We start from the raw sequence: 18,627 nt of genomic DNA on the forward strand, positions 1-18,627 counted from the left end.
CTTCGATGAAGGTTGAAGTGGATTTATTGAAATAATAATACTTTTTCAAAATCAATAAACGAAGAGAGTCTTCAATTTGCTGTCGGTGTTCTTTACAGCTTCCGACAGAGGACGCCTCCAACCAAAGCCCAAAGACTTTTTTTACAATTCCAGCCGAAAAAAAATGCCCCGCATTCCGCGAGGCATTTTGCAGAGTTTTAATACTGTTGCTAGACGATGGTCAGCGCTAAAACAATGACGCCGATAATCAATGGAATGCAGGTACGTTTTACTAACTGCATTGGAGGAACCATTGCCAAGCCGGACAGCACAATTACAACGCCTGCAATCGGAGACATGGTACGGCCCATTTGACCGGAGATTAAAGCCATGGCACCGAGGTTAGGAATCGGCATGCCGAAGGATGCGGCGTGCGGTGTAACGGCTTCATTAAAGGCAAAAGTAGCAGCATCGCCGGAACCTGTAATTGCAGCCATGAGGAAGGGGCCGAAAGAGCCGCCCCAGCGAGCGATTTCGTTTGAGCTCTTCAATACTTCGACGAAAGCATCAATCAAGCCCGTGGCTTTAAGACCGGCAGCGAAGACTCCGGCGGTAATGATGATGCCCATGACGGAACCGTAGCCTTCACCCATTCCTTTGAAGAAGTCTTTGGTGAACTGCTGCGGGTTGACCCAGGAGACAATCAAGGCAAAGATTGCGCCGATAACCATGGCTTGTGCTACGCCCATTTTGATGAACGGAACATAGGAGTTGCCGAGAAGAAGAATAACTAACGGAACCAGCGGAGCAATCGCTTTAAGAGGATTGATATGCTGAAGTTCCTGAGACTGATCGGCAGTAGTGTAGTAGTCGTCCAATTCTTTTTGAGTGGGCTTATTGTCGCGGAGAATCAAGCAAACAATGGTCAACCCAACTGCACCGATAAGTACCATGCCGATAGAGTAAGGAGTGTGAAGGCTGATGAGGTCCATCATGTCCATATTGGCAATTTTGGCAACAACACTGTTATGGCTGGTTCCCGGGGAAATGTTGGAACCGAAAGTGCCCATAAGGACGGCGGCGCCGGCAGCGGCCGGACGAATGCCTGCACGAATCATGACAGGAATGAAAGTTGCACCTACAGCGGCAGCACATCCGGAAGCGGAAGGAATGGCCACATTAATGAAGGCGGTGATGATGGTAGTTGTCGGAATAAGGAGAATGCCGAGTTTGTGAAGAGGAGCGGCGAGGAACTTAACGAGGTTCTTGTCGCATCCGGTAGTCGTCACAACATAAGCAAAACCCATAGACGAACAAATAGCCATAATTAAGGATGCGTTGGCCATGCTCTTAGCAAACTGGTCAAGTGCAGCCATTGGACTCATGGCGATACAGCAGAGGAAGAGGCCGGCGGTGAAAAGCACTAAGCGGGTTTCATAACGCTTAATTAAGCAATAAACCGTGACCACGATTACAGCAATGGCAATCCATGCGGTTGGTGTCATACATATACCTTTTTGAAACAAAAAAAGAAGGCCTAAGCCAACTGGAGTACCTATTATAAGTATTACTGCTTAATCGTTGTCACTTATGTTTCATGGATGATACGTTTCTCAAGAATTGCAATAACTTGTAACCTCTGGTTACACCAAGGTAAGTAGTTGCTCACAATGCAGCTCTTGAAACGGTGAATTTGACTCTTAACCTCTTTTTTGCCGTTGTAAACTTTGCGTATGCAAAAAACAGGCCTATCCAATAGGAAAAAAGATGAAACTAGCAGAAGCATTGATAGAAAGAAAAGAATTACAAAGTCGGCTGAGCAGACTCAATCAGCGTTTGCAGGCCAATGCTCTAGTGCAGGAAGGAGATGTCCCTTCGGAGGATCCAAAGGTGTTGATCAATGATGTCGAGACCACAATCGATGAGCTGACAACTTTGGTTGACCGCATCAACAAAACCAACGGAGCGGTTATTGTTGACGGAAAAACTTTGTCCGAAATGATCACGAAACGTGATTACATGGTTAAGAGAATTTCAATCATGCGTGAGTTTCTGCAAAAAGCTTCCAACAAGGTTGAGCGATATTCTCGTAATGAGATCATGATAACCGCTGCGGTTGACGTGAAACCTTATCAAAAGCTTGTAGATAAGCTTTCTTATGAAGCGCGCATGTTAGATGCAAAAATTCAATACACCAATTGGAATACAGATCTAATTTAGTGTTGGTTTTGTGTGTAGCGCAAAGGTCAATTGGGCGAAAACAAATGTCAATTACCTTCGAGTCCAAACGGCTCGAGGGACCTCAGAGGAAGGAAACCAATTTTTTACAGCTCTTCTCTCTGTACGGGGGTTAATTTATAAATCACCGCTTATACATTACTACCATGTTTTGACAATGACCTTTGTGCGAGGGTGGGTCGCGGGCAACCAAAACATCCTGACAAGCAATTTTCTGTAATGCTTGTCAGGTTAATTACTATCGATACTTTCACTTAATATTTCTTCTTTTAGAATTCTATTTCTTCAAATAAACCAAATAGTTATATTGGTTTTAACCACTTCCTGCGAGTCCTTGAGTTCTTTCTTTTCATGGAAGTTCGGTTCACAATGTGGAATTAACTGTTAGAAAATGTTCCATACCTCAAATCTTTAAACTTTATTAAAACAATGGACTGGCTCGTCAATCTTTGGACTGACACCAACTCAATTGCTCATATCCTCATGGTGTATGCCTTGGTGATCAGCGTTGGGATGTTGTTAGGACAAATTAAAATTTTCGGTATCTCGCTGGGCGTGACTTTTATCCTCTTCGTAGGACTGGCTTGCGGATATGTAGGCTTTACTGTCAATCCGACGGTATTGTCATTCGTCCGAGATTTCGGACTTATCTTGTTTGTATTTTTTATTGGGCTTCAGGTCGGACCGTCCTTCTTCTCATCGTTTAAAAGCGGAGGACTTCAATTAAATTTACTGACTTTGCTTACGGTTGTCCTTAGCCTGGTTGTCACCATCATCCTTTTCTTTATGTTCAAAGCAAAGGTCTCGTTGGCGACAATGCTCGGCGTCTATTTCGGAGCTGTAACAAATACTCCGGGTCTCGGTGCTACTCAAGAGGCACTAAAGATGATGGAATACACCGGAGAAGATATTGCAGTTGCGTATGCCTGTGCGTACCCCCTTGCTGTTGTGGCCATCATTGCCACAGCTATCGTGTTAAGAATTGTATTTAGGATCGATCTGAAGGAAGAAGACAGACAATGGGAAGAAGCCCAAAAGGCTAACAACGAAGCACCTATCTTCTTCCATGCCAGGATTACCAATCCAGCCTTAGAGGGACGTACGATTCATCAAGTTAGAGACTTCGTGGGCCGACCATTTATCTGTTCCCGTGTCCTTCATAACGGTGTTATTACCTCTCCTTCAGCCGAGACCGTACTCCACACGGGAGACGTCTTAAGAATTGTCAGTGCGGAAGAAAATAAAGAGCCGGTAGTAGCTTTTTGCGGTAAGGAAGATAAGGAAATCGATTTGGTATTGGAATCTTCTCCGATTACTTCGAGAACCATCCGCATCACAAAACCGAAAGTAAACGGTTTAACCGTTCACGATTTGCATTTGAGCAAGTATGACGGCGTCAATATCACAAGAATTTTCCGTGCCGGTTTAACTCTTTTCCCTTACAACAATTTGCATCTGCAGCTTGGAGACCGCGTTTACTGCGTCGGTCCGGAAAGGGCAGTAGCACGTTTGGCCGAAACTTTGGGCAACCAAGAAAAGAAACTTTATCACCCGAATCTTGTGTCCATTTTCTTAGGCATCGTTGTCGGGATCATTTTCGGAAGTCTTCCTATCGCTATTCCCGGTTTGCCTGTTCCATTAAAGCTTGGTTTGGCAGGAGGTCCTCTTATTATTGCTATTTTGCTGGCTTATTATGGACCGAACCTGCGTCTGATTACATACACGACAGAGTCTGCAAATCTTATGCTTAGAGAGCTGGGTATTGCATTATTCCTTGCCAGTGTCGGACTAAATGCCGGCAAGCCCTTCGTCGAAGCGTTGGGCAACGGGGAAGGTGTCTTATATGCATTCTTAGGCTTGTTTATTACGATTATTCCTTTGCTGATCGTTGGTACCATTGCTCGTAAGAAATATAAGATGAACTACCACGCCATGATCGGTATGATAGCCGGTGCTACAACTGATCCTCCCACTCTGGCCTATGCAGGAACTTTGTCTGAGAAAAACAGTTCCGTTATCGCGTATTCCACTGTCTATCCTCTGGCGATGTTCCTCAGAATTTTGTCAGGCCAGTTCGTTCTACTAATCCTCTGGCAGTATGTCTGACAATCAAAGATTTAGGATCTAAAATAATAGGCTTGACCGAAAGGCTAAGCCCTTTCTTTTACATAAAAATAACTTAGGAAAATTATGTTTAAAAAAGTTCGTACAAGAATTGCACCGAGCCCTACCGGGATGATGCACTTGGGTACAGCACGTACAGCCATTTATTGTTGGGCCGTTGCCCGCCATTTCGGCGGTGAATTCCTTTTAAGAATCGAGGATACTGACCAAGAGCGTTCCACTCCGGAGGCTACACAGGTCATTCTTGATGCGATGAAATGGCTCAATCTGGATTATGACAACGCCGGTCATGTGACTTATCAGATGAACCGTCTTGGCCGTTATAAAGAAGTTGTCGATCAGCTCATGGAAAAAGGTTTGGCATACAAATGCTATGCCACAAAAGAAGAGCTGGAACAGATGAGAGAAGACCAAAAAGCCAGAGGTGAAAAGCCTCGCTACGACGGCCGCTGGCGTCCTGAAAACTGCGCTGGTAAACCAATTCCTGAAGGAGTTACTCCGGTTATCCGCTTCAGAAATCCGGATGAAGGAACCGTTACTTGGAATGACGGCGTTTACGGTCCAATCGCCATCAACAACTCCGAGTTGGACGACCTCGTTATTATGCGCGGCGACGGTATCCCAACCTACAACTTTGCAGTAGTAGTTGACGATATGGACATGGAAATCAGTCATGTCATCCGTGGTGCTGACCATATTAACAACACTCCTCGTCAGATTAACCTTTACAAGGCTATCGGCGGAGAGATTCCGACATTTGCACACTTGCCTTTAATTCACGGCGAAGACGGCCAGAAGCTTTCTAAGCGTCACGGCACTGTCAGCGTTTTGGCTTATGAAGAATTGGGCTTCTTACCGGAAGCTATTTTCAACTACTTGGCACGTTTGGGCTGGGCTCACGGCGATGCTGAAAAATTCAGCCGTGAACAGCTTGCCGAATGGTTCAAGCTGGAAGACTGCAGCCGTTCCGCCGCTCAGTTCAACATGGATAAGCTGCGCTGGCTCAACCATGAATACATCAAAGAAGCGGATGACGAACGTTTAGCAAAGCTTATCGAACCGCGTTTGAAAGATAAGGGTGCTGATTTAAGCAGAAACCTGGATTTAGTCGGCATTGTTGCATTGCTCAAAGAACGTGAAGCCACTTTAGCCGAACTGGCTGAGGGCGCCATGCTCTTCTATCGCGATAATCCAATTGACTTAGCTGTTCTTGACGAATGCATCAAAGATGCAGCTACCAGCCAGGAAGCTTGCCGCTTGTTCTTAGAACGCAGCAAAGACATGGAATGGAAGAGAGAAGACATCAATACTTTAATTCGTTCAATAATGAAAGAATTAAAAATTAAGATGCCTCACATCGCAATTCCTCTGAGAGTTTTAGTCACCGGGGAAAAACATACTCCATCTATTGATGCGACCTTGGAACTCTTTGGAAAAGAAAGAGTTAGAGGTAAATTAGAAGAAGGTTTGACCAACTGGATCAACCACACAAAATAATTTTGTTACATTTTAATTGCTGATTTTTTAGCAATTGCCTTGACGAGGAGAAAAATTTCCCATAAAATTCGCTCCTCGTTGTTTGGGGGTATAGCTCAGCTGGGAGAGCGCTTGCATGGCATGCAAGAGGTCAGCGGTTCGATCCCGCTTACCTCCACCAACAGAAAAGTCCTTGACGCTATCGTCTAGAGGCCTAGGACACGACCCTTTCACGGTCGGTACCGGGGTTCGAATCCCCGTAGCGTCGCCAAAATTTGTTATGATAGAGATTCTTCGGAATAGCTGTCGATTGGGGGTATAGCTCAGCTGGGAGAGCGCTTGCATGGCATGCAAGAGGTCAGCGGTTCGATCCCGCTTACCTCCACCAATAAAAGTCCTTGACGCTATCGTCTAGAGGCCTAGGACACGACCCTTTCACGGTCGGTACCGGGGTTCGAATCCCCGTAGCGTCGCCAAATTACTCAAGGTACTTCAAATTTGATGTTCCTGACGGACTGAAGAAGTTTCGTCGAAACCCGTCCTTGACGCTATCGTCTAGAGGCCTAGGACACGACCCTTTCACGGTCGGTACCGGGGTTCGAATCCCCGTAGCGTCGCCACTTCTCTTAAATAATCATTCTTCTTTGTATCGGATTCGGTCTACAATCCTCTTGTAATTTTATTCCCGAGGCTTGTTATGACTATTGAATATACCGGTTCTATCAAAGGCTCCGTCCGTAAGCACACTGACGACTCTCTCAAAGCTACTTTCGATCATGCTTACTGTGTTATTCCTAATCCGGGCGGTGCACCGATTGTCAGCGAATTATCTGCACTTCCTCCTATCGAAGGCCTGTATCCTGTCGTTCTCTTCATGCACGGCAGCTCCGGCGTAAATGAACAAACAAGACTCTTAGGTAACTGGCTTGCCGACTCTCTAGGCGTTGCAATGGTCGTACCTGACTCCATGCAGCTCGCAGACCGCATTACTTATTCATCTCCGATTCCTCCGGAAGACTATGAAGATATTCATGCCATGAGACTCCAAGAACTTGAATACGCTATGGCTCATATTTTTGATCTGCCGTTTAACGACGGACGCGTATTTATTGCCGGTACAAGCGAAGGCGGCGTCTGCGTTGCCCGTTATGAAACACGCGAAGAATATCCTGAAGACGCCAGAATGATTTTCTCTTGGTCATGTGAAGATAATTATCACGTAAAAGCACACGGTACAAATATTCCTGACTACATGCCGGTGTTGAACATTATGAGTGCGGCAGATAAGTTCTTTAGTCAAAAGAACTCTTATTTGAACAATCCTAACGCTCAAGGACACGCAGGAAAAGCTTTAGAGAACAATCCTAATGCAAGAATACTTTTGTTGCCGACTGCGCCGCATACACTCTTTAATTTGCCTGTTGCACGCACTGCAATCAAGAGTTTTATTGATGAAGTATTGAAGTATTAATTTCGATTTGAACTGCATAACAGAAGATTAATCGGTTTAATTGTAAGCCTCCTTGATGAAGGATCGAGGAGGTTAGTTTTTACTTGGATATTTTTCAAAACGGAGGCAGCCAGGGCTTCTTGCCCTCCCAGAATCAAATTGAAAACAAATTGGTTTCAGACCACCGAATAGAAACAGCCGCTGAACTCTTCGAAAGAATTCAGCGGCTGCCGCTTATAGGAAAGCTAGATTAACCGAACAGCAAGCTGACGACAATCAACATAGTGATATAACCGACTACGCAAGGAATCCAAGTACGTCTTACAACTTGGAGCGGATTTACTTGTGCGAAGCCTGCCACGATAATGATGACGCCGGCAACCGGAGAAATAGCGCGGAGCATTTCGGAAGCAGTGTGCATCATGAGCATGATGGCGATACCGTCGGAGTTAAGGTGTTCTGCAACGCTCGGAATAACGTGTGCCAAGCTTGTGAAAGCGGCAACGCCGGAACCTGTCAATACAGTAACCAAACCGATGATGGCAGAAAGTACAACACCTGTACCTGTGACGCCCAAACCGCAGTTCTTAGCAACGTCGATGAGGTATGTAATCAAACCGACGTTCTGTAAGCCCTTAGCGAAGAAGGCTGCAACGAAGATAAGGCCGACAGTACTTGTCAGGATGGAGCCCATGCCTTTGAACATTGCAAAGGAGAGGTCGAAAGACTTCTTAGCGTCTCTTCTGTAAACGAGGTCAATCAAGAAGCAGACGAACCAAGACAGGAACATGGCAGTGGCAACGTTCATGGTAATTGTCTTGTAGACCATCTTGTTGAAGATCAACAGAAGAACAAGCGGGAGAATCGGCATGAAAGCGTAAATAAGAGGAGTCTTTTCGATTTCTTTTCTCTTGGCTTCCAATTCAGCAAGATCTGCTACAACGCCTTTATCACCGTCTTTCTTATCGTAGTAACGCTGAACGATAACATGAGTGAGAGCCATTACGAGGACGACAGGAGCAGCCATCGTGAGCTGATAGGAAACTAAGTAATGAACCGGGTCAAGGTGGACCAATTCAGCAGCCATCACGGCAACACCGGAAGCCGGAGCATAGCCCACGCACAGTACGCTGGCAACGACAGCGGCGGCAGCCAGCGGAGAGCATCCAACACTGATAATCAGCGGATAGACAGTGACGATTAACAGCATTGCCAAGCCGGCGGCAGAGGTGATTACCAAACCTAAGCAGTGACCGAGAATAAAGACGAATGCCAAAATCAAGTACGGATTCTTAAGCAAGGAAATCGGTTTTGCGCAAACCGTTACGAAACGGTCGGAAGCGCCGGTAACCTGCATGTAAGAAGCGAAACCGCCGGAAACCAAGATGATGAAGCCGACACCGGCGATTTGTGTACGGCTAATGGCACGGAACAGTTCAAATAAATCAAAACCTAAGAGGCCGGTAGGTGTGGCGTTCTTAGGAAGGAAATCTGAAGTGCCGTTGAAGAGAGCCAAAACATTCAAAAGGAAACCGGCCAAAAACAAGACCATGTTTACCTGATATTTTTTGATGATGGCCCATCCGGTAAGAAATACGATGGCTACAGCTAGCCAAAGAGAAATAGTCTGCATAGAATCTCCCGTAGGACGTGTAATAATTTGTAATACATTTTAGAACTTATCACACAAAAAACCTTAAATTGGCGAGTCTCTAAAGTTTTTCTCGGGTTATTCCTTAAGGGCTACTTAAATTTTTGTTCTTGTCGTTTAGTGACAATAGTTGCTGCAAGGCCTGCTATAAGAATCAATACCATTCCTACAATGGTGTATAGGCCCGGGATATTGTTGAACACAACAATGCTGATGAGTTCTGAGAACGGAATAGCAGAAAAGCCTAGGCAGGAGACTAAAAGCATATTGCCGCCAACCCAAGCCCGGGTTGCAGAAATGAGTCCTAGCGTGGCAAATCCTCCCATCGCCATCAGACATAAGAAGGACTGAGTATCGGGAATATGGAAGCCGTCTTCGAAGATGAATACGCCGAAAAACGTTGCCAAGGTGCAGAACAACGCAAAGTAGAAAACAATACGCCAGGAGGGTTCTCCTTCTCTGCCGAGTTTTCTTACTTGCCAATAAATAGCCAAATCAAGACAGGCTACGCATAAGCAGAGGAGGGCAGGGATTAGATCACCGTCGCGGAAAGACGGCTGCAGAATTGTTACGACTCCCGTAAAGCCTAAAACTATGGACCAAATGGCACCCCAAGGAATCGGCAGCTTACGGATAAGAGAGAGGATGATGAAGTTGGCTGACAGAAATAAAGAAGTTGTATATGTCAGCGTAATGTTGGTTCCGAGAGGAAGTTTTCCTAGGGTAAAGAACCAAATGGCAACTGAAGCAAAGCCAAGAGAGTCTCGAATAAGATGCCCTTTAACCTTAGTAGTTTTGAGTGAATAGCCGTTCCAGAGGACAACTGCATAAATGGAGACAAGGGTGAATAAAGAGCGGTAAAAAACCAACTCCAACGGCCCGAAGGTTGCATTGCAGAATTTAACGAAAGCCGCCATAGTCGAGAATGACGCGGCGGCTGCTAAGGCCCAGAACGACTGAATCAGCATAAGAGGCTTTTCTCAGTATTTGGAAAATGCTTTCTGATTAGGATTTAGTCTTAGACAATACCTGATCAATGGCAGAAATGACTTCATTGACTTCCGGCCACTGGCCTTTTTTGCCTACAATCATATTCAAATCGCTCCACGGACTTGTTCTGTCAGTATCAGTTACGCCGACAATGGTAATTTGCGGCGCATGAACGGCAGAAGCAATGTGACTAACGCCTGAGTCGTTAGCAATGACGATAGACGCGCGGGAGCATAAAGCTGCAAAATTGCCCAAAGATGTTGGTTCATAAATTATTGCATCCGGAGCGGCGAGCTTAACGGCATCAATTTCGTCCTTTGCCGGGAAAACGACCGGAGTCAATCCTCTTTCTTTTAAGGGAGCGACCAATTTGTTGAAGTGCTTCCAGTATTTTTCTTTACCTTCATGCCGGCCCTTTGCGATAGGAGCCAAAATGGCAAATTTTTCAGGCAAGTTGATTTTAGAGATTAGGTTTCTGGCGCCGGCCTCATTTCTCTGGGCCAGTTTCATATTTAATCTCTTCGGCAGTTTGTCGTAGGCCGGTTTTACACCCCAAGCTTCTAATGCTTTATAGGCTACATTCCAAAATCTTTCTACTTCGTGCATTCTCGGTGGTTTTGGAATGGCATGTTCAAGAAGAATCGAACGTCCGTCGGTGCCGTAGCCCGTGCATTTAATGCCTGCCGCCGTAAAGAGGAGAGCGGAGCCTAGAGAGTTAGGAAGAAGGAGTCCTTTCGGGTTTTTAACGGAAGCTGCCAGTTCTTTAATACGGCGGATATCTTCAAGAAGGTTGCCTTCAATCGGATCAAAACGGCGTAACGTTCCTTCGAATAATTCTCCTACGAAGGGCTTGCCAACGAGACAGAGATCGAAACCGGAGGCTTCCAGAAGGTCCAAAGCGGGCATAGACATACAGGCATCGCCAATATGATTGGGAAGGCGAACGAATAATTTGGACATACTTTTGTTTCTATAGCTGTGTAATTTGCTTAGTGTAATCAATTTAGAATAATACTTTTAATTTGTCTTTCAGAGGAAGCCTTGGACACGACAAAATTCCAGAAAGAGCCTTTACGGCGACTGTTTTCCTATCTGCCTCCATATAAGTGGCTTATTGGAGCGGCATTGATTTCCATGATTTTATCGGCTTCGACCTCTCCTTTGATGGCGATGCTTTTAGGAAAACTGACAGACTTAGGCTTCTACGAAAAGAACGGTTTGGTAGCCATTTGGGCTCCTCTGGCTCTCATCGGTATTTCTATTCTTCACGGTGCAGGTCAATTCGGCAGCAATTATCTTCTGCAAAAAGTTTCCCAGTCTGTCCTTCTGCAAGTCCGCACAGAGATGTTTGAGAAAATGATTCATTGGCCGGATGAGACCGTTCAGAAAGAATCTTCAGGCCGAGTCATCTCAAGATACGTTAATGAAGCAAGCCAAGCCCTGAGCAGCGCTTCTGAAGTTCTGACGGTAATGATCCGCGACTCTCTGCAGGTTATCGGTTTGCTGTTCCTGCTTCTTTGGCACAATTGGCAGTTAACGGCTGTGACTTTGGTGGTCGGCCCTTTTCTTATTCTTATTCTTAAAGCCGTCAGCACAAGAATGAAGAAACTCCAGACGACAAACCAGCAGACTTTCGGCGTTATGATTTCTCTTTTGACGGAAATTTATCAGGCCGAGAGACTGGTTAAGATTTACAACGCCTATAAGTTCGAAGAAGAAAGATTTTCTCACGTCAACCGAATGCTTAAGGGTTTAGCCATTAAGAGCAAGGTTGTTCAAAGTCTTGGTACACCGCTGACGCAGATTGTAAGCATGATTGGTGTTGCCGTGGTGGTATTTGTCGCTCTTATCCAGGCTCAGCAGAACATGCTCAGCTTCTCCGAGTTCGTTACTTATATTTCTGCCATGCTCTTAATGCTTCCTGCTATTAAGAAGCTTGCCAACTTGAACGGCAATATCGCCAGAATGTCCGCAGCGGCTGCCAGCTTGTATGAAATGATGGATATTCCGACTGAAAAGGATCCCGGAGACAGAGAAATCGGCAGAATTAAGGGCGATGTCGAGTTTAAGAACATTTCTTATAAGTATCCGAGCGCTGAACAGCCGTCTTTGACTAACTTCAATCTCAAAGTTAAAGCAGGCCAGATGGTTGCCCTAGTAGGAGCTTCGGGGGCCGGTAAGACAACGGTGATTAACCTTATTCCACGCTTTTTGGTCCCGAACAGCGGAGAAATTCTTTTTGACGGCATATCCCAAAATCAGCTGACGTTAAAGAGCATCCGAGACCAGATTGCTTTGGTAACTCAAGATGTCGTTTTATTTGACGACACGATTGCTGCAAACATTGCTTACGGAGCAGGAGAAAACGCAACCGAGGAGCAAATTATTCAGGCTGCGAAAGCTGCTTATCTGATGCCTTTGATTGAAAGTCTTCCCGAGGGTCTTAACACGGTTATCGGTGAAAGAGGTTCTAAACTGTCCGGCGGACAAAAACAAAGAGTCTCTATTGCAAGAGCCTTATTGAAGAACGCTCCTATTCTTTTGCTAGACGAAGCTACCAGTGCGCTTGATACGGAAAGCGAAAAATATATCCAGGCATCTCTGGAAGAGCTCCAGCACGGCCGAACAAGCTTTGTCGTGGCTCACCGCCTTTCCACAATTGTTAACGCAGATATGATTGTGGTTTTAGACAACGGTGCGATTGTCGAATGCGGTACGCATTTCGAACTTTTAGAGAAGGGCGGACATTATGCTCATCTCTATAACATTCAGTTCAATGATAAATCAGCTCATGAGACTAAGGAAGCCAGCCCTCATGACGCTTCAACAAAGTCCAACGCTTAATTTTCGTACTTTGTTTTAATGGACGAAAGCTGCTTCGGCGGCTTTCGTCATTTCCCCAGACGGACAATACTGTTCATGTAACGGAATGAAAATTCCGTAATGTGGAATTGCAGGTACGTAAATTGAAAATTTTTTCTTCTAAAATTCAAGAATTCTTGTTTTTTTGTGTATAAATACTGAAGTTGGTTTCATTAAGTTTCGTGTTGTTCAGAAACTTAACTGAATTTCTTGCCTCATTTTAAATCAGGAGCTCCTATGGAGAATACGACACAAATGGGAACCTTTTCGAGAAATTCGAAAAGATTCGCCCTTATATTTGCGCCGCTTCTTGCCCTGTTGTTGTACTTCGTGTTGCCTGACTCCTACGTTGACGGAGCAGGTAAGGTAGTCACAATTACCCATTCAGCAAAAGCATGTTTAGCCATTCTCTTGTGGATGGCTCTTTGGTGGTTTACCGAAACAGTTCCTATTGCTGTAACGGCTCTTCTGCCAATCATTCTTTATCCTTTGTGCGACGTTACCACACTTGCTAAAACCTTAATTCCCTATGCTTCCGACACTATCTACCTCTTCTTAGGCGGCTTCCTTTTGGCTGCCGGTATTCAGCGTTGGGGTCTGGATAAGCGTATTGCGCTTAACACCATGCGTATTGTCGGTACCTCTCCGGGTGCCATCGTCGCCGGTGTTATGCTCTCCACCGCCTTTATTTCCATGTGGGTTTCCAACACGGCAACTGCTGCGATGATGGTTCCTATCGCCATGGCCGTCATGAGCGTAATTCGTCAAGCTTCTGATTCTCCTACCATTACTAAAGACGAAAAGAACTTCGGTATTTGTATCCTCTTAGCCGTTGCATATGGAGCTTCCATCGGCGGTATGGGTACTATCATCGGTTCTCCTCCGAACGGTATCTTTGTTCGCTTCGTCACACAGACATACGGCATGGAAGTGACCATTGTCGAGTGGATGAAAGTCGGTATGCCAATCGTGCTTATCCTCTTGCCCTTAGCCTGGCTTCTCCTGACAAAGGTTTTGTTCAAAACCCAAATCCAAGAAATTGCCGGTGGTAAGAAGTGGATTGCTCATGAGCTCGAAAGGCTCGGCAAGCTTTCCGCGGGGGAAAAGGCTGTATTGGTTGTGTTTGTAATCACCGTTATTTTGTGGTGCTTCGGTTCTCCTATCCGCTCCTTTACTCTTGAAGACGGCACTCGTCCGTTCAAACAGGTCAGCGATGCCGTTATTGCGATGGCTGCAGGCGTATCTCTCTTCTGTATTCCGACGAACTTCAAGCGTGGCGAAAGAGTTTTGGACTGGGAACACTGCGAAAATATTCCTTGGGACGTGCTGATTCTCTTCGGCGGCGGTTTGTCCATGGCAGCAGCTATTCAGTCTACGGGCGCAGCTTCTCTTATCGCTGCTCAAGCAACTGCTTTCGTCGGATTGCCGGTATGGCTCGTTCTCTTCGGTGTCTGTACTCTGGTTGTGTTCGCTACGGAATTTACCAGCAATACCGCATTGGCTGCGACTATGCTTCCGCTTTTGGCTGCAGCAGCTCCTGTTCTCGGTGTACCGGTTGAACAAGTTCTTCTCGTTACCACCATTGGTGCTTCCGCTGCATTCATGATGCCGGTTGCCACTCCGCCGAATGCCATTATTTTCGGTACCGGCCGTATCCAGATTGGTGAAATGATTAGAGCAGGTTTCTGGCTGAACGTTATCTCTATTATTGTGATCAGTTTGGTCTGTATTGTCCTCGGCGACGTTTTCAAGCTGCCGGTGTAATCCTTTAAGCAAAACTTTAAGAAACGGCCTCTGATGCGAGTAGGATCAGAGGCCGTAACTATTTCTTCCCTCAATTTCGAATAAAAAATGCAGTCCCTCTGGATGCTTGTAGCGGGCGTTTTTTACGCGCTCTATGGTGTATTCATCAAGTTAGCCGGTGAATGTTCTATCAATTCTTGGCAGATTCTTTTTTACCGATCCGTTTTCGGCGTAGTTGTCTTTTATATCTTGATGAGGGCCAAAGGCATACGAGTGACGACGACTCATCCTGTCGAGCATATTATCCGTTCACTGGCAGGAACAGCATCCATTCTTGCCGGCATCTATTCCATGATGCATTTAAATCTTGGCCTGGCGATGACGCTGAACTTTACGGCTCCTTTGTTCTTAGGGGCGGGCGTAGTCGGATTTTCTTTGTTCAGACACCAAAGCATTAATTGGGGCTTAATTGCCTCTTTGGTGACCGGCTTTTTGGGTGTTGTCATCATGCTTGGACCAACGATTGGCCCGCATGAGTATTTTGCAGCCTGTGTAGGTTTATTTGCAGGGTTGTGTACTGCAACGGCATCCGGGTTCGTTAAACGTTTAGGCGTGCTTATGGAGCCGGAAACGAGGATTATTTTCTATCTGGTTTCAATGGGGGCGGTTGCCGGTACCGTGGGCGTTGTGATGACTGGCGGATTTTCTGCTTGGACTTGGACCAGCGCTATCTACATTCTCGCATTGTGCTTATGCGCCAATCTCGGACAGTTGTGCTTGACAATGGCTTTCAGCCGAGGAAATCTTGTTTTGTCCAGTTCATTGCAGTATTCCGTGATTCTGTTTTCCACTATCTTCGGCGAAATTTTGTTTGCCGAACCTGTGACCCTTCCGGTTGTCGTCGGCATGATCATTATTGTGGCTTCGGGAATTTTTGCTAGTTATCTCGTCCGCAAAATTTCACCTAAAAAGAAAGCTGCGGCATCCTCTACAACAAACGGTGCAGCTTCTGTACAGACCATTGTGAAAGCCTCGACAGAGAACAGTGGAAACCGTGCGTGAGCACACAAAGGATGAGCGGTAAATGGCAGATGTTCTGATCTCCTTTGAAGTTTCAAAAGAAACATTGGATTCAGCAAAATCCGTATTGAAAACAAATGGAATGACTGTTGAGGAACTTTGTCAACAAGTTTTGACTTACATAGCCGAAACTGAAGAAATTCCTTTTCGAAAAATCAGAGCTAGTGAAGAGGATGATGAGCTTGTCGCCGTCGCCAGTAAAAGGCTTCAGGAAACAGGAACAATTCGAGTCAAGCTTGAGGACCTATAAAGTCAAGTAGAAGAAGATTCGAGGCGGGCATTTATCCGCTTGCGTGTTTTTTGAGTCAAGCCTGTTCAGGATTCGCCTGAATAAAGTGGTTCTTGTATAGTATTTTCGAAACTTCATCTTCCAAGAATCTGAGAACGTATTCGAAATCTAGTTATTTAGAGTTAGTAATTCTACTTAATAGGTATGTTCAGAACAGCCTTTGGATAATTTCGGTTCCTAGCTCTGGATCGTTCCGTGTATTCTGTTGAAAATATTATTCACAGTCTGTACTTGAACGAGTGTGGGAGGTTTGAATTGGTATTAGGGCTTGACCAGAATGAATGGGAAAAACAAGCAACGAAAGTTTGGGGTGCTTTTCTAGATCGCTTCCCTTATGAAAAGTTCTCTTCTCTCGCTTTAGATGAGTACTTCCTTGGGGGAGGAGGCAGAGATAACTTTTCCTGGTGGCTTGAGCAAGGCACCAAACTACTAGGGAGCATAAGCGGAGGGACCTGCGCGAAATTTCTCATTTACAAACCGAAAGGAGAAGGTAAGGAACTGAAAATAAGTTCATCGTTGCCGCAAGATCCGAAAGAAGCGTTTACAGAACTCAAAACATTTATCTTATCGATCGCCAGCTTCTCCAGAGCAAAAGATCTAGATTCTCTGAAAGATTTGGAAAATAAATATTTTGGTCCGGCAGTTTTTTGGAAAATTGCCTTTTTATACCAAGACCCGAAGGATCCTTGGATTTATCCCGTCTTTAGCATTTCAGCATTTAGAAATATATTTAAGAAAAGTCCAAAAGTTGATACCTCAAGTCAAGGACAGGAGCTCCTTGCCAAAAAATATAAAGATACTGCTTTCTGGGACGCTTCTTTTCTTATCAATGACTATTTGGACAACTTCTTATGGATTTCTGCCCAAGACCTAGCTGTCGAACTGGGATTCGAGGCCGTTGGTGGAAAAGATGAAGGAAGAGAAGAAACTCTTAAATCTCAACTTTTTTCTCACGAATCGGGAAAACTTTTTCTCGTTACTAAAGACAGCAAGAATCTCAAGATTTATACCCCTTCTCTTCCTTCCGAACTCCGAAAACTTTTGGGAGAAGAAAATGTCGAGATTTACGAATACAGTTCTCAAGAAGAGCGAGCTTCTTTTTTAAATCAAGTAGAAGAACTTAGACAAGGAAAGGTAATTCTTAGATTAACGTTCAAAGAGCTTTCCTCCTTTGATACCTTCTTAAAAGCCTATATCGATGAAGATGTACCATTGAAGGGAGAACCGATGATGCCACCTGAAGTAGAAGAGATTTTGAAACTGCTAAAGTTTAAGAAAAACGTTGTTCTTCAAGGAGCTCCCGGAACAGGGAAGACTTTCTTAGTTCCTGATATCGTTTGTGCCGTTTGCGGTAAGTATACGACCGGAGCTAGCAGGGGGAAGGTAATAGAAGAATTTCGAAAACTTCAAAACGAGGGCCGAGTGATTTTCTGTACTTTCCATCCGTCATTTGACTATGAAGATTTTGTTGAAGGGTACAAACCAGCAGAAGATCTAGAAGAGTCCTCCGATAAATTGACACTTGAAGTTCGTCCAGGCGTAATTAGACAAATATGTGAGAAGATATTATCAAAAGAAAACAGTTCGTTGGATGCCTCCGTTCCGTTGATTCGCGACAACGTTTCTGTATGGAAGGTATCCCTGTGCAAGACACGAGAGAATCCTCTAAGGGATAAATGCTTGGAGGAGAACTTTATTTCCATTGGTTATACAGAACAGGATAAAGATATTACTGACTGGGCTACCGTAACTAATGGCAAGTCTAGCTTGAAAGCCTTTTACGAAAGAATGCAAAAAGGGGACGTTGTTCTTTCTTGTTATTCTTCCACAGAGACCGATGCGGTTGGTATTATCACAGGAGAGCCTGAGTGGGACGATGATCTTGGTGACTATCCAAGAAAGCGTGCGGTTAAATGGATATACAAAAGAAAAAAATCAGAGGCCCCGCTAAACATTGAAGAGCTTAATGACGGTAAGCAGTTAACGCTTTCTGCTATTTATGAATTAAAGTTTTCTTCTGCGCGGTTGCGTCAATTTTTGGAAGAGAAGGGCGTTCTGAGTAAAGAAGCCCAACATCTTTCATCTAAACGCGAAGTCGAACCGTTTGTTCTCGTCATTGATGAAATTAACCGCGGAAATGTAGCCAAGATATTTGGGGAACTAATAACATTACTTGAATCCGATAAACGAAAAGGACAACTTACTGAGGTCGCAATCACTCTTCCGTACTCTCATACAGAGTTCCGCCTTCCACCAAATTTATATATCCTGGGAACAATGAACACAGCCGATAGAAGTATCGGCATGATGGACTACGCTCTAAGAAGAAGGTTTGCTTTTTTCAAAGTTTGTCCTAAGAAGTTGAATGTCCCGGGATTTAACTCGAAGCTTTTTGAGGAAGTGAGTTCTTTGTTTGTTTCTAATTTGGAAGCACCCTTTGAGCCAAGTCAATATTTATCTCCGGAGTACGATCCATTGGACGTCTGGATTGGACACAGCTATTTTATTGAAACGAAAGAAATGCCAATAGCTGAACGTTTCAAATACGAAATTCTGCCAATTTTGGAAGAGTACTTGGCTGATGGAATTTTGCAGCCACATGCAAAGCAAAGAATTCTGGAAATAAAAGATTCTTTGGCGGCTTAAAAATATGTTGGAGTTTAGTGAGCATTATGACGGAAGAGTTGACCTAGCCAAGATTCTCTCTGAGGAAGAATTAGCGAAGATAAAAGGGGAGCATTGGAC

The 18,627-nt window shown here is 44.9% G+C and carries 13 protein-coding genes and 5 tRNA genes; 14 read left to right on the forward strand and 4 right to left on the reverse strand.

Going from position 1 to position 18,627, the window contains the following annotated elements:
* Positions 1–209: 209 nt before the first annotated feature.
* Positions 210–1,484 (reverse strand): C4-dicarboxylate transporter DcuC, encoded by a 1,275-nt coding sequence (gene dcuC, locus ACYQ4O_RS00275; RefSeq protein WP_308512843.1) that lies wholly within the window; start codon positions 1,482–1,484, stop codon positions 210–212.
* A 262-nt stretch (positions 1,485–1,746) separates the two neighbouring features.
* On the opposite strand from dcuC (ACYQ4O_RS00275), the gene ACYQ4O_RS00280 reads away from it, so the two are divergent.
* The 9 genes from ACYQ4O_RS00280 to ACYQ4O_RS00320 all read left to right on the forward strand — a co-directional run bounded on the left by ACYQ4O_RS00280 (position 1,747) and on the right by ACYQ4O_RS00320 (position 7,288).
* Complete coding sequence (locus tag ACYQ4O_RS00280) at positions 1,747–2,199, forward strand: DIP1984 family protein (RefSeq protein ID WP_308512844.1); 453 nt, start codon at positions 1,747–1,749, stop codon at positions 2,197–2,199.
* A gap of 447 nt (positions 2,200–2,646) precedes the next feature.
* Positions 2,647–4,323, forward strand: coding sequence for a putative transporter (locus ACYQ4O_RS00285; protein WP_460174406.1), 1,677 nt, complete (start codon positions 2,647–2,649; stop codon positions 4,321–4,323).
* Between the two features lie 84 nt (positions 4,324–4,407).
* Complete coding sequence (gene gltX / locus ACYQ4O_RS00290) at positions 4,408–5,838, forward strand: glutamate--tRNA ligase (protein ID WP_460174407.1); 1,431 nt, start codon at positions 4,408–4,410, stop codon at positions 5,836–5,838.
* Between the two features lie 84 nt (positions 5,839–5,922).
* Positions 5,923–5,998: transfer RNA gene (locus tag ACYQ4O_RS00295), tRNA-Ala, on the forward strand.
* Positions 5,999–6,012: 14 nt separating this feature from the next.
* Positions 6,013–6,088, forward strand: a tRNA-Glu gene (locus ACYQ4O_RS00300).
* Between the two features lie 41 nt (positions 6,089–6,129).
* A tRNA-Ala gene (locus ACYQ4O_RS00305) sits at positions 6,130–6,205 on the forward strand.
* A gap of 12 nt (positions 6,206–6,217) precedes the next feature.
* A tRNA-Glu gene (locus ACYQ4O_RS00310) sits at positions 6,218–6,293 on the forward strand.
* Between the two features lie 68 nt (positions 6,294–6,361).
* A tRNA-Glu gene (locus ACYQ4O_RS00315) sits at positions 6,362–6,437 on the forward strand.
* A 77-nt stretch (positions 6,438–6,514) separates the two neighbouring features.
* The gene (locus ACYQ4O_RS00320) at positions 6,515–7,288 is read left to right on the forward strand and encodes a dienelactone hydrolase family protein (protein ID WP_308513502.1); all 774 of its coding nucleotides are present in this window, start codon (positions 6,515–6,517) and stop codon (positions 7,286–7,288) included.
* 229 nt (positions 7,289–7,517) lie between these two features.
* On the opposite strand, the gene dcuC (ACYQ4O_RS00325) is transcribed toward ACYQ4O_RS00320, so the two are convergent.
* From dcuC (ACYQ4O_RS00325) to ACYQ4O_RS00335, 3 genes are all read right to left on the reverse strand, one after another.
* Positions 7,518–8,900 carry a C4-dicarboxylate transporter DcuC gene (gene dcuC / locus ACYQ4O_RS00325; RefSeq protein ID WP_308513500.1) on the reverse strand — a complete coding sequence of 461 codons (1,383 nt, stop codon included), beginning with the start codon at positions 8,898–8,900 and terminating at the stop codon, positions 7,518–7,520.
* Between the two features lie 110 nt (positions 8,901–9,010).
* Positions 9,011–9,886, reverse strand: a complete 876-nt coding sequence (locus ACYQ4O_RS00330; RefSeq protein WP_460174408.1) for a DMT family transporter — start codon at positions 9,884–9,886, stop codon at positions 9,011–9,013.
* A 37-nt stretch (positions 9,887–9,923) separates the two neighbouring features.
* Positions 9,924–10,868 carry a glycosyltransferase family 9 protein gene (locus ACYQ4O_RS00335; protein WP_460174409.1) on the reverse strand — a complete coding sequence of 315 codons (945 nt, stop codon included), beginning with the start codon at positions 10,866–10,868 and terminating at the stop codon, positions 9,924–9,926.
* Between the two features lie 81 nt (positions 10,869–10,949).
* On the opposite strand from ACYQ4O_RS00335, the gene msbA reads away from it, so the two are divergent.
* The 5 genes from msbA to ACYQ4O_RS00360 all read left to right on the forward strand — a co-directional run bounded on the left by msbA (position 10,950) and on the right by ACYQ4O_RS00360 (position 18,528).
* Positions 10,950–12,752 carry a lipid A export permease/ATP-binding protein MsbA gene (gene msbA, locus ACYQ4O_RS00340; protein WP_308513497.1) on the forward strand — a complete coding sequence of 601 codons (1,803 nt, stop codon included), beginning with the start codon at positions 10,950–10,952 and terminating at the stop codon, positions 12,750–12,752.
* A 255-nt stretch (positions 12,753–13,007) separates the two neighbouring features.
* Positions 13,008–14,534 carry an SLC13 family permease gene (locus tag ACYQ4O_RS00345; protein ID WP_308513496.1) on the forward strand — a complete coding sequence of 509 codons (1,527 nt, stop codon included), beginning with the start codon at positions 13,008–13,010 and terminating at the stop codon, positions 14,532–14,534.
* An 87-nt stretch (positions 14,535–14,621) separates the two neighbouring features.
* Entirely contained in the window at positions 14,622–15,575 is a 954-nt protein-coding gene (locus tag ACYQ4O_RS00350) for a DMT family transporter (protein WP_308513495.1), read from the forward strand.
* 22 nt (positions 15,576–15,597) lie between these two features.
* The gene (locus ACYQ4O_RS00355; RefSeq protein ID WP_460174410.1) at positions 15,598–15,843 is read left to right on the forward strand and encodes a type II toxin-antitoxin system RelB/DinJ family antitoxin; all 246 of its coding nucleotides are present in this window, start codon (positions 15,598–15,600) and stop codon (positions 15,841–15,843) included.
* Positions 15,844–16,137: 294 nt separating this feature from the next.
* Positions 16,138–18,528, forward strand: a complete 2,391-nt coding sequence (locus ACYQ4O_RS00360; RefSeq protein ID WP_460174411.1) for an AAA family ATPase — start codon at positions 16,138–16,140, stop codon at positions 18,526–18,528.
* Positions 18,529–18,627 lie beyond the last annotated feature (99 nt).

It is taken from the genome of Turicimonas sp. TL08 (assembly GCF_054660695.1).

What these genes read in the sequence shown, in the direction of transcription:
- ACYQ4O_RS00285 (WP_460174406.1), top strand. Translation starts at nt 2,647, where the DNA reads ATGGACTGGCTCGTCAATCTTTGGACTGACACCAACTCAATTGCTCAT.
- ACYQ4O_RS00335 (WP_460174409.1), bottom strand. Translation starts at nt 10,868, where the DNA reads ATGTCCAAATTATTCGTTCGCCTTCCCAATCATATTGGCGATGCCTGT.
- ACYQ4O_RS00320 (WP_308513502.1), top strand. Translation starts at nt 6,515, where the DNA reads ATGACTATTGAATATACCGGTTCTATCAAAGGCTCCGTCCGTAAGCAC.
- dcuC (WP_308513500.1), bottom strand. Translation starts at nt 8,900, where the DNA reads ATGCAGACTATTTCTCTTTGGCTAGCTGTAGCCATCGTATTTCTTACC.
- gltX (WP_460174407.1), top strand. Translation starts at nt 4,408, where the DNA reads ATGTTTAAAAAAGTTCGTACAAGAATTGCACCGAGCCCTACCGGGATG.
- dcuC (WP_308512843.1), bottom strand. Translation starts at nt 1,484, where the DNA reads ATGACACCAACCGCATGGATTGCCATTGCTGTAATCGTGGTCACGGTT.
- ACYQ4O_RS00350 (WP_308513495.1), top strand. Translation starts at nt 14,622, where the DNA reads ATGCAGTCCCTCTGGATGCTTGTAGCGGGCGTTTTTTACGCGCTCTAT.
- ACYQ4O_RS00330 (WP_460174408.1), bottom strand. Translation starts at nt 9,886, where the DNA reads ATGCTGATTCAGTCGTTCTGGGCCTTAGCAGCCGCCGCGTCATTCTCG.
- ACYQ4O_RS00280 (WP_308512844.1), top strand. Translation starts at nt 1,747, where the DNA reads ATGAAACTAGCAGAAGCATTGATAGAAAGAAAAGAATTACAAAGTCGG.
- ACYQ4O_RS00345 (WP_308513496.1), top strand. Translation starts at nt 13,008, where the DNA reads ATGGAGAATACGACACAAATGGGAACCTTTTCGAGAAATTCGAAAAGA.
- ACYQ4O_RS00355 (WP_460174410.1), top strand. Translation starts at nt 15,598, where the DNA reads ATGGCAGATGTTCTGATCTCCTTTGAAGTTTCAAAAGAAACATTGGAT.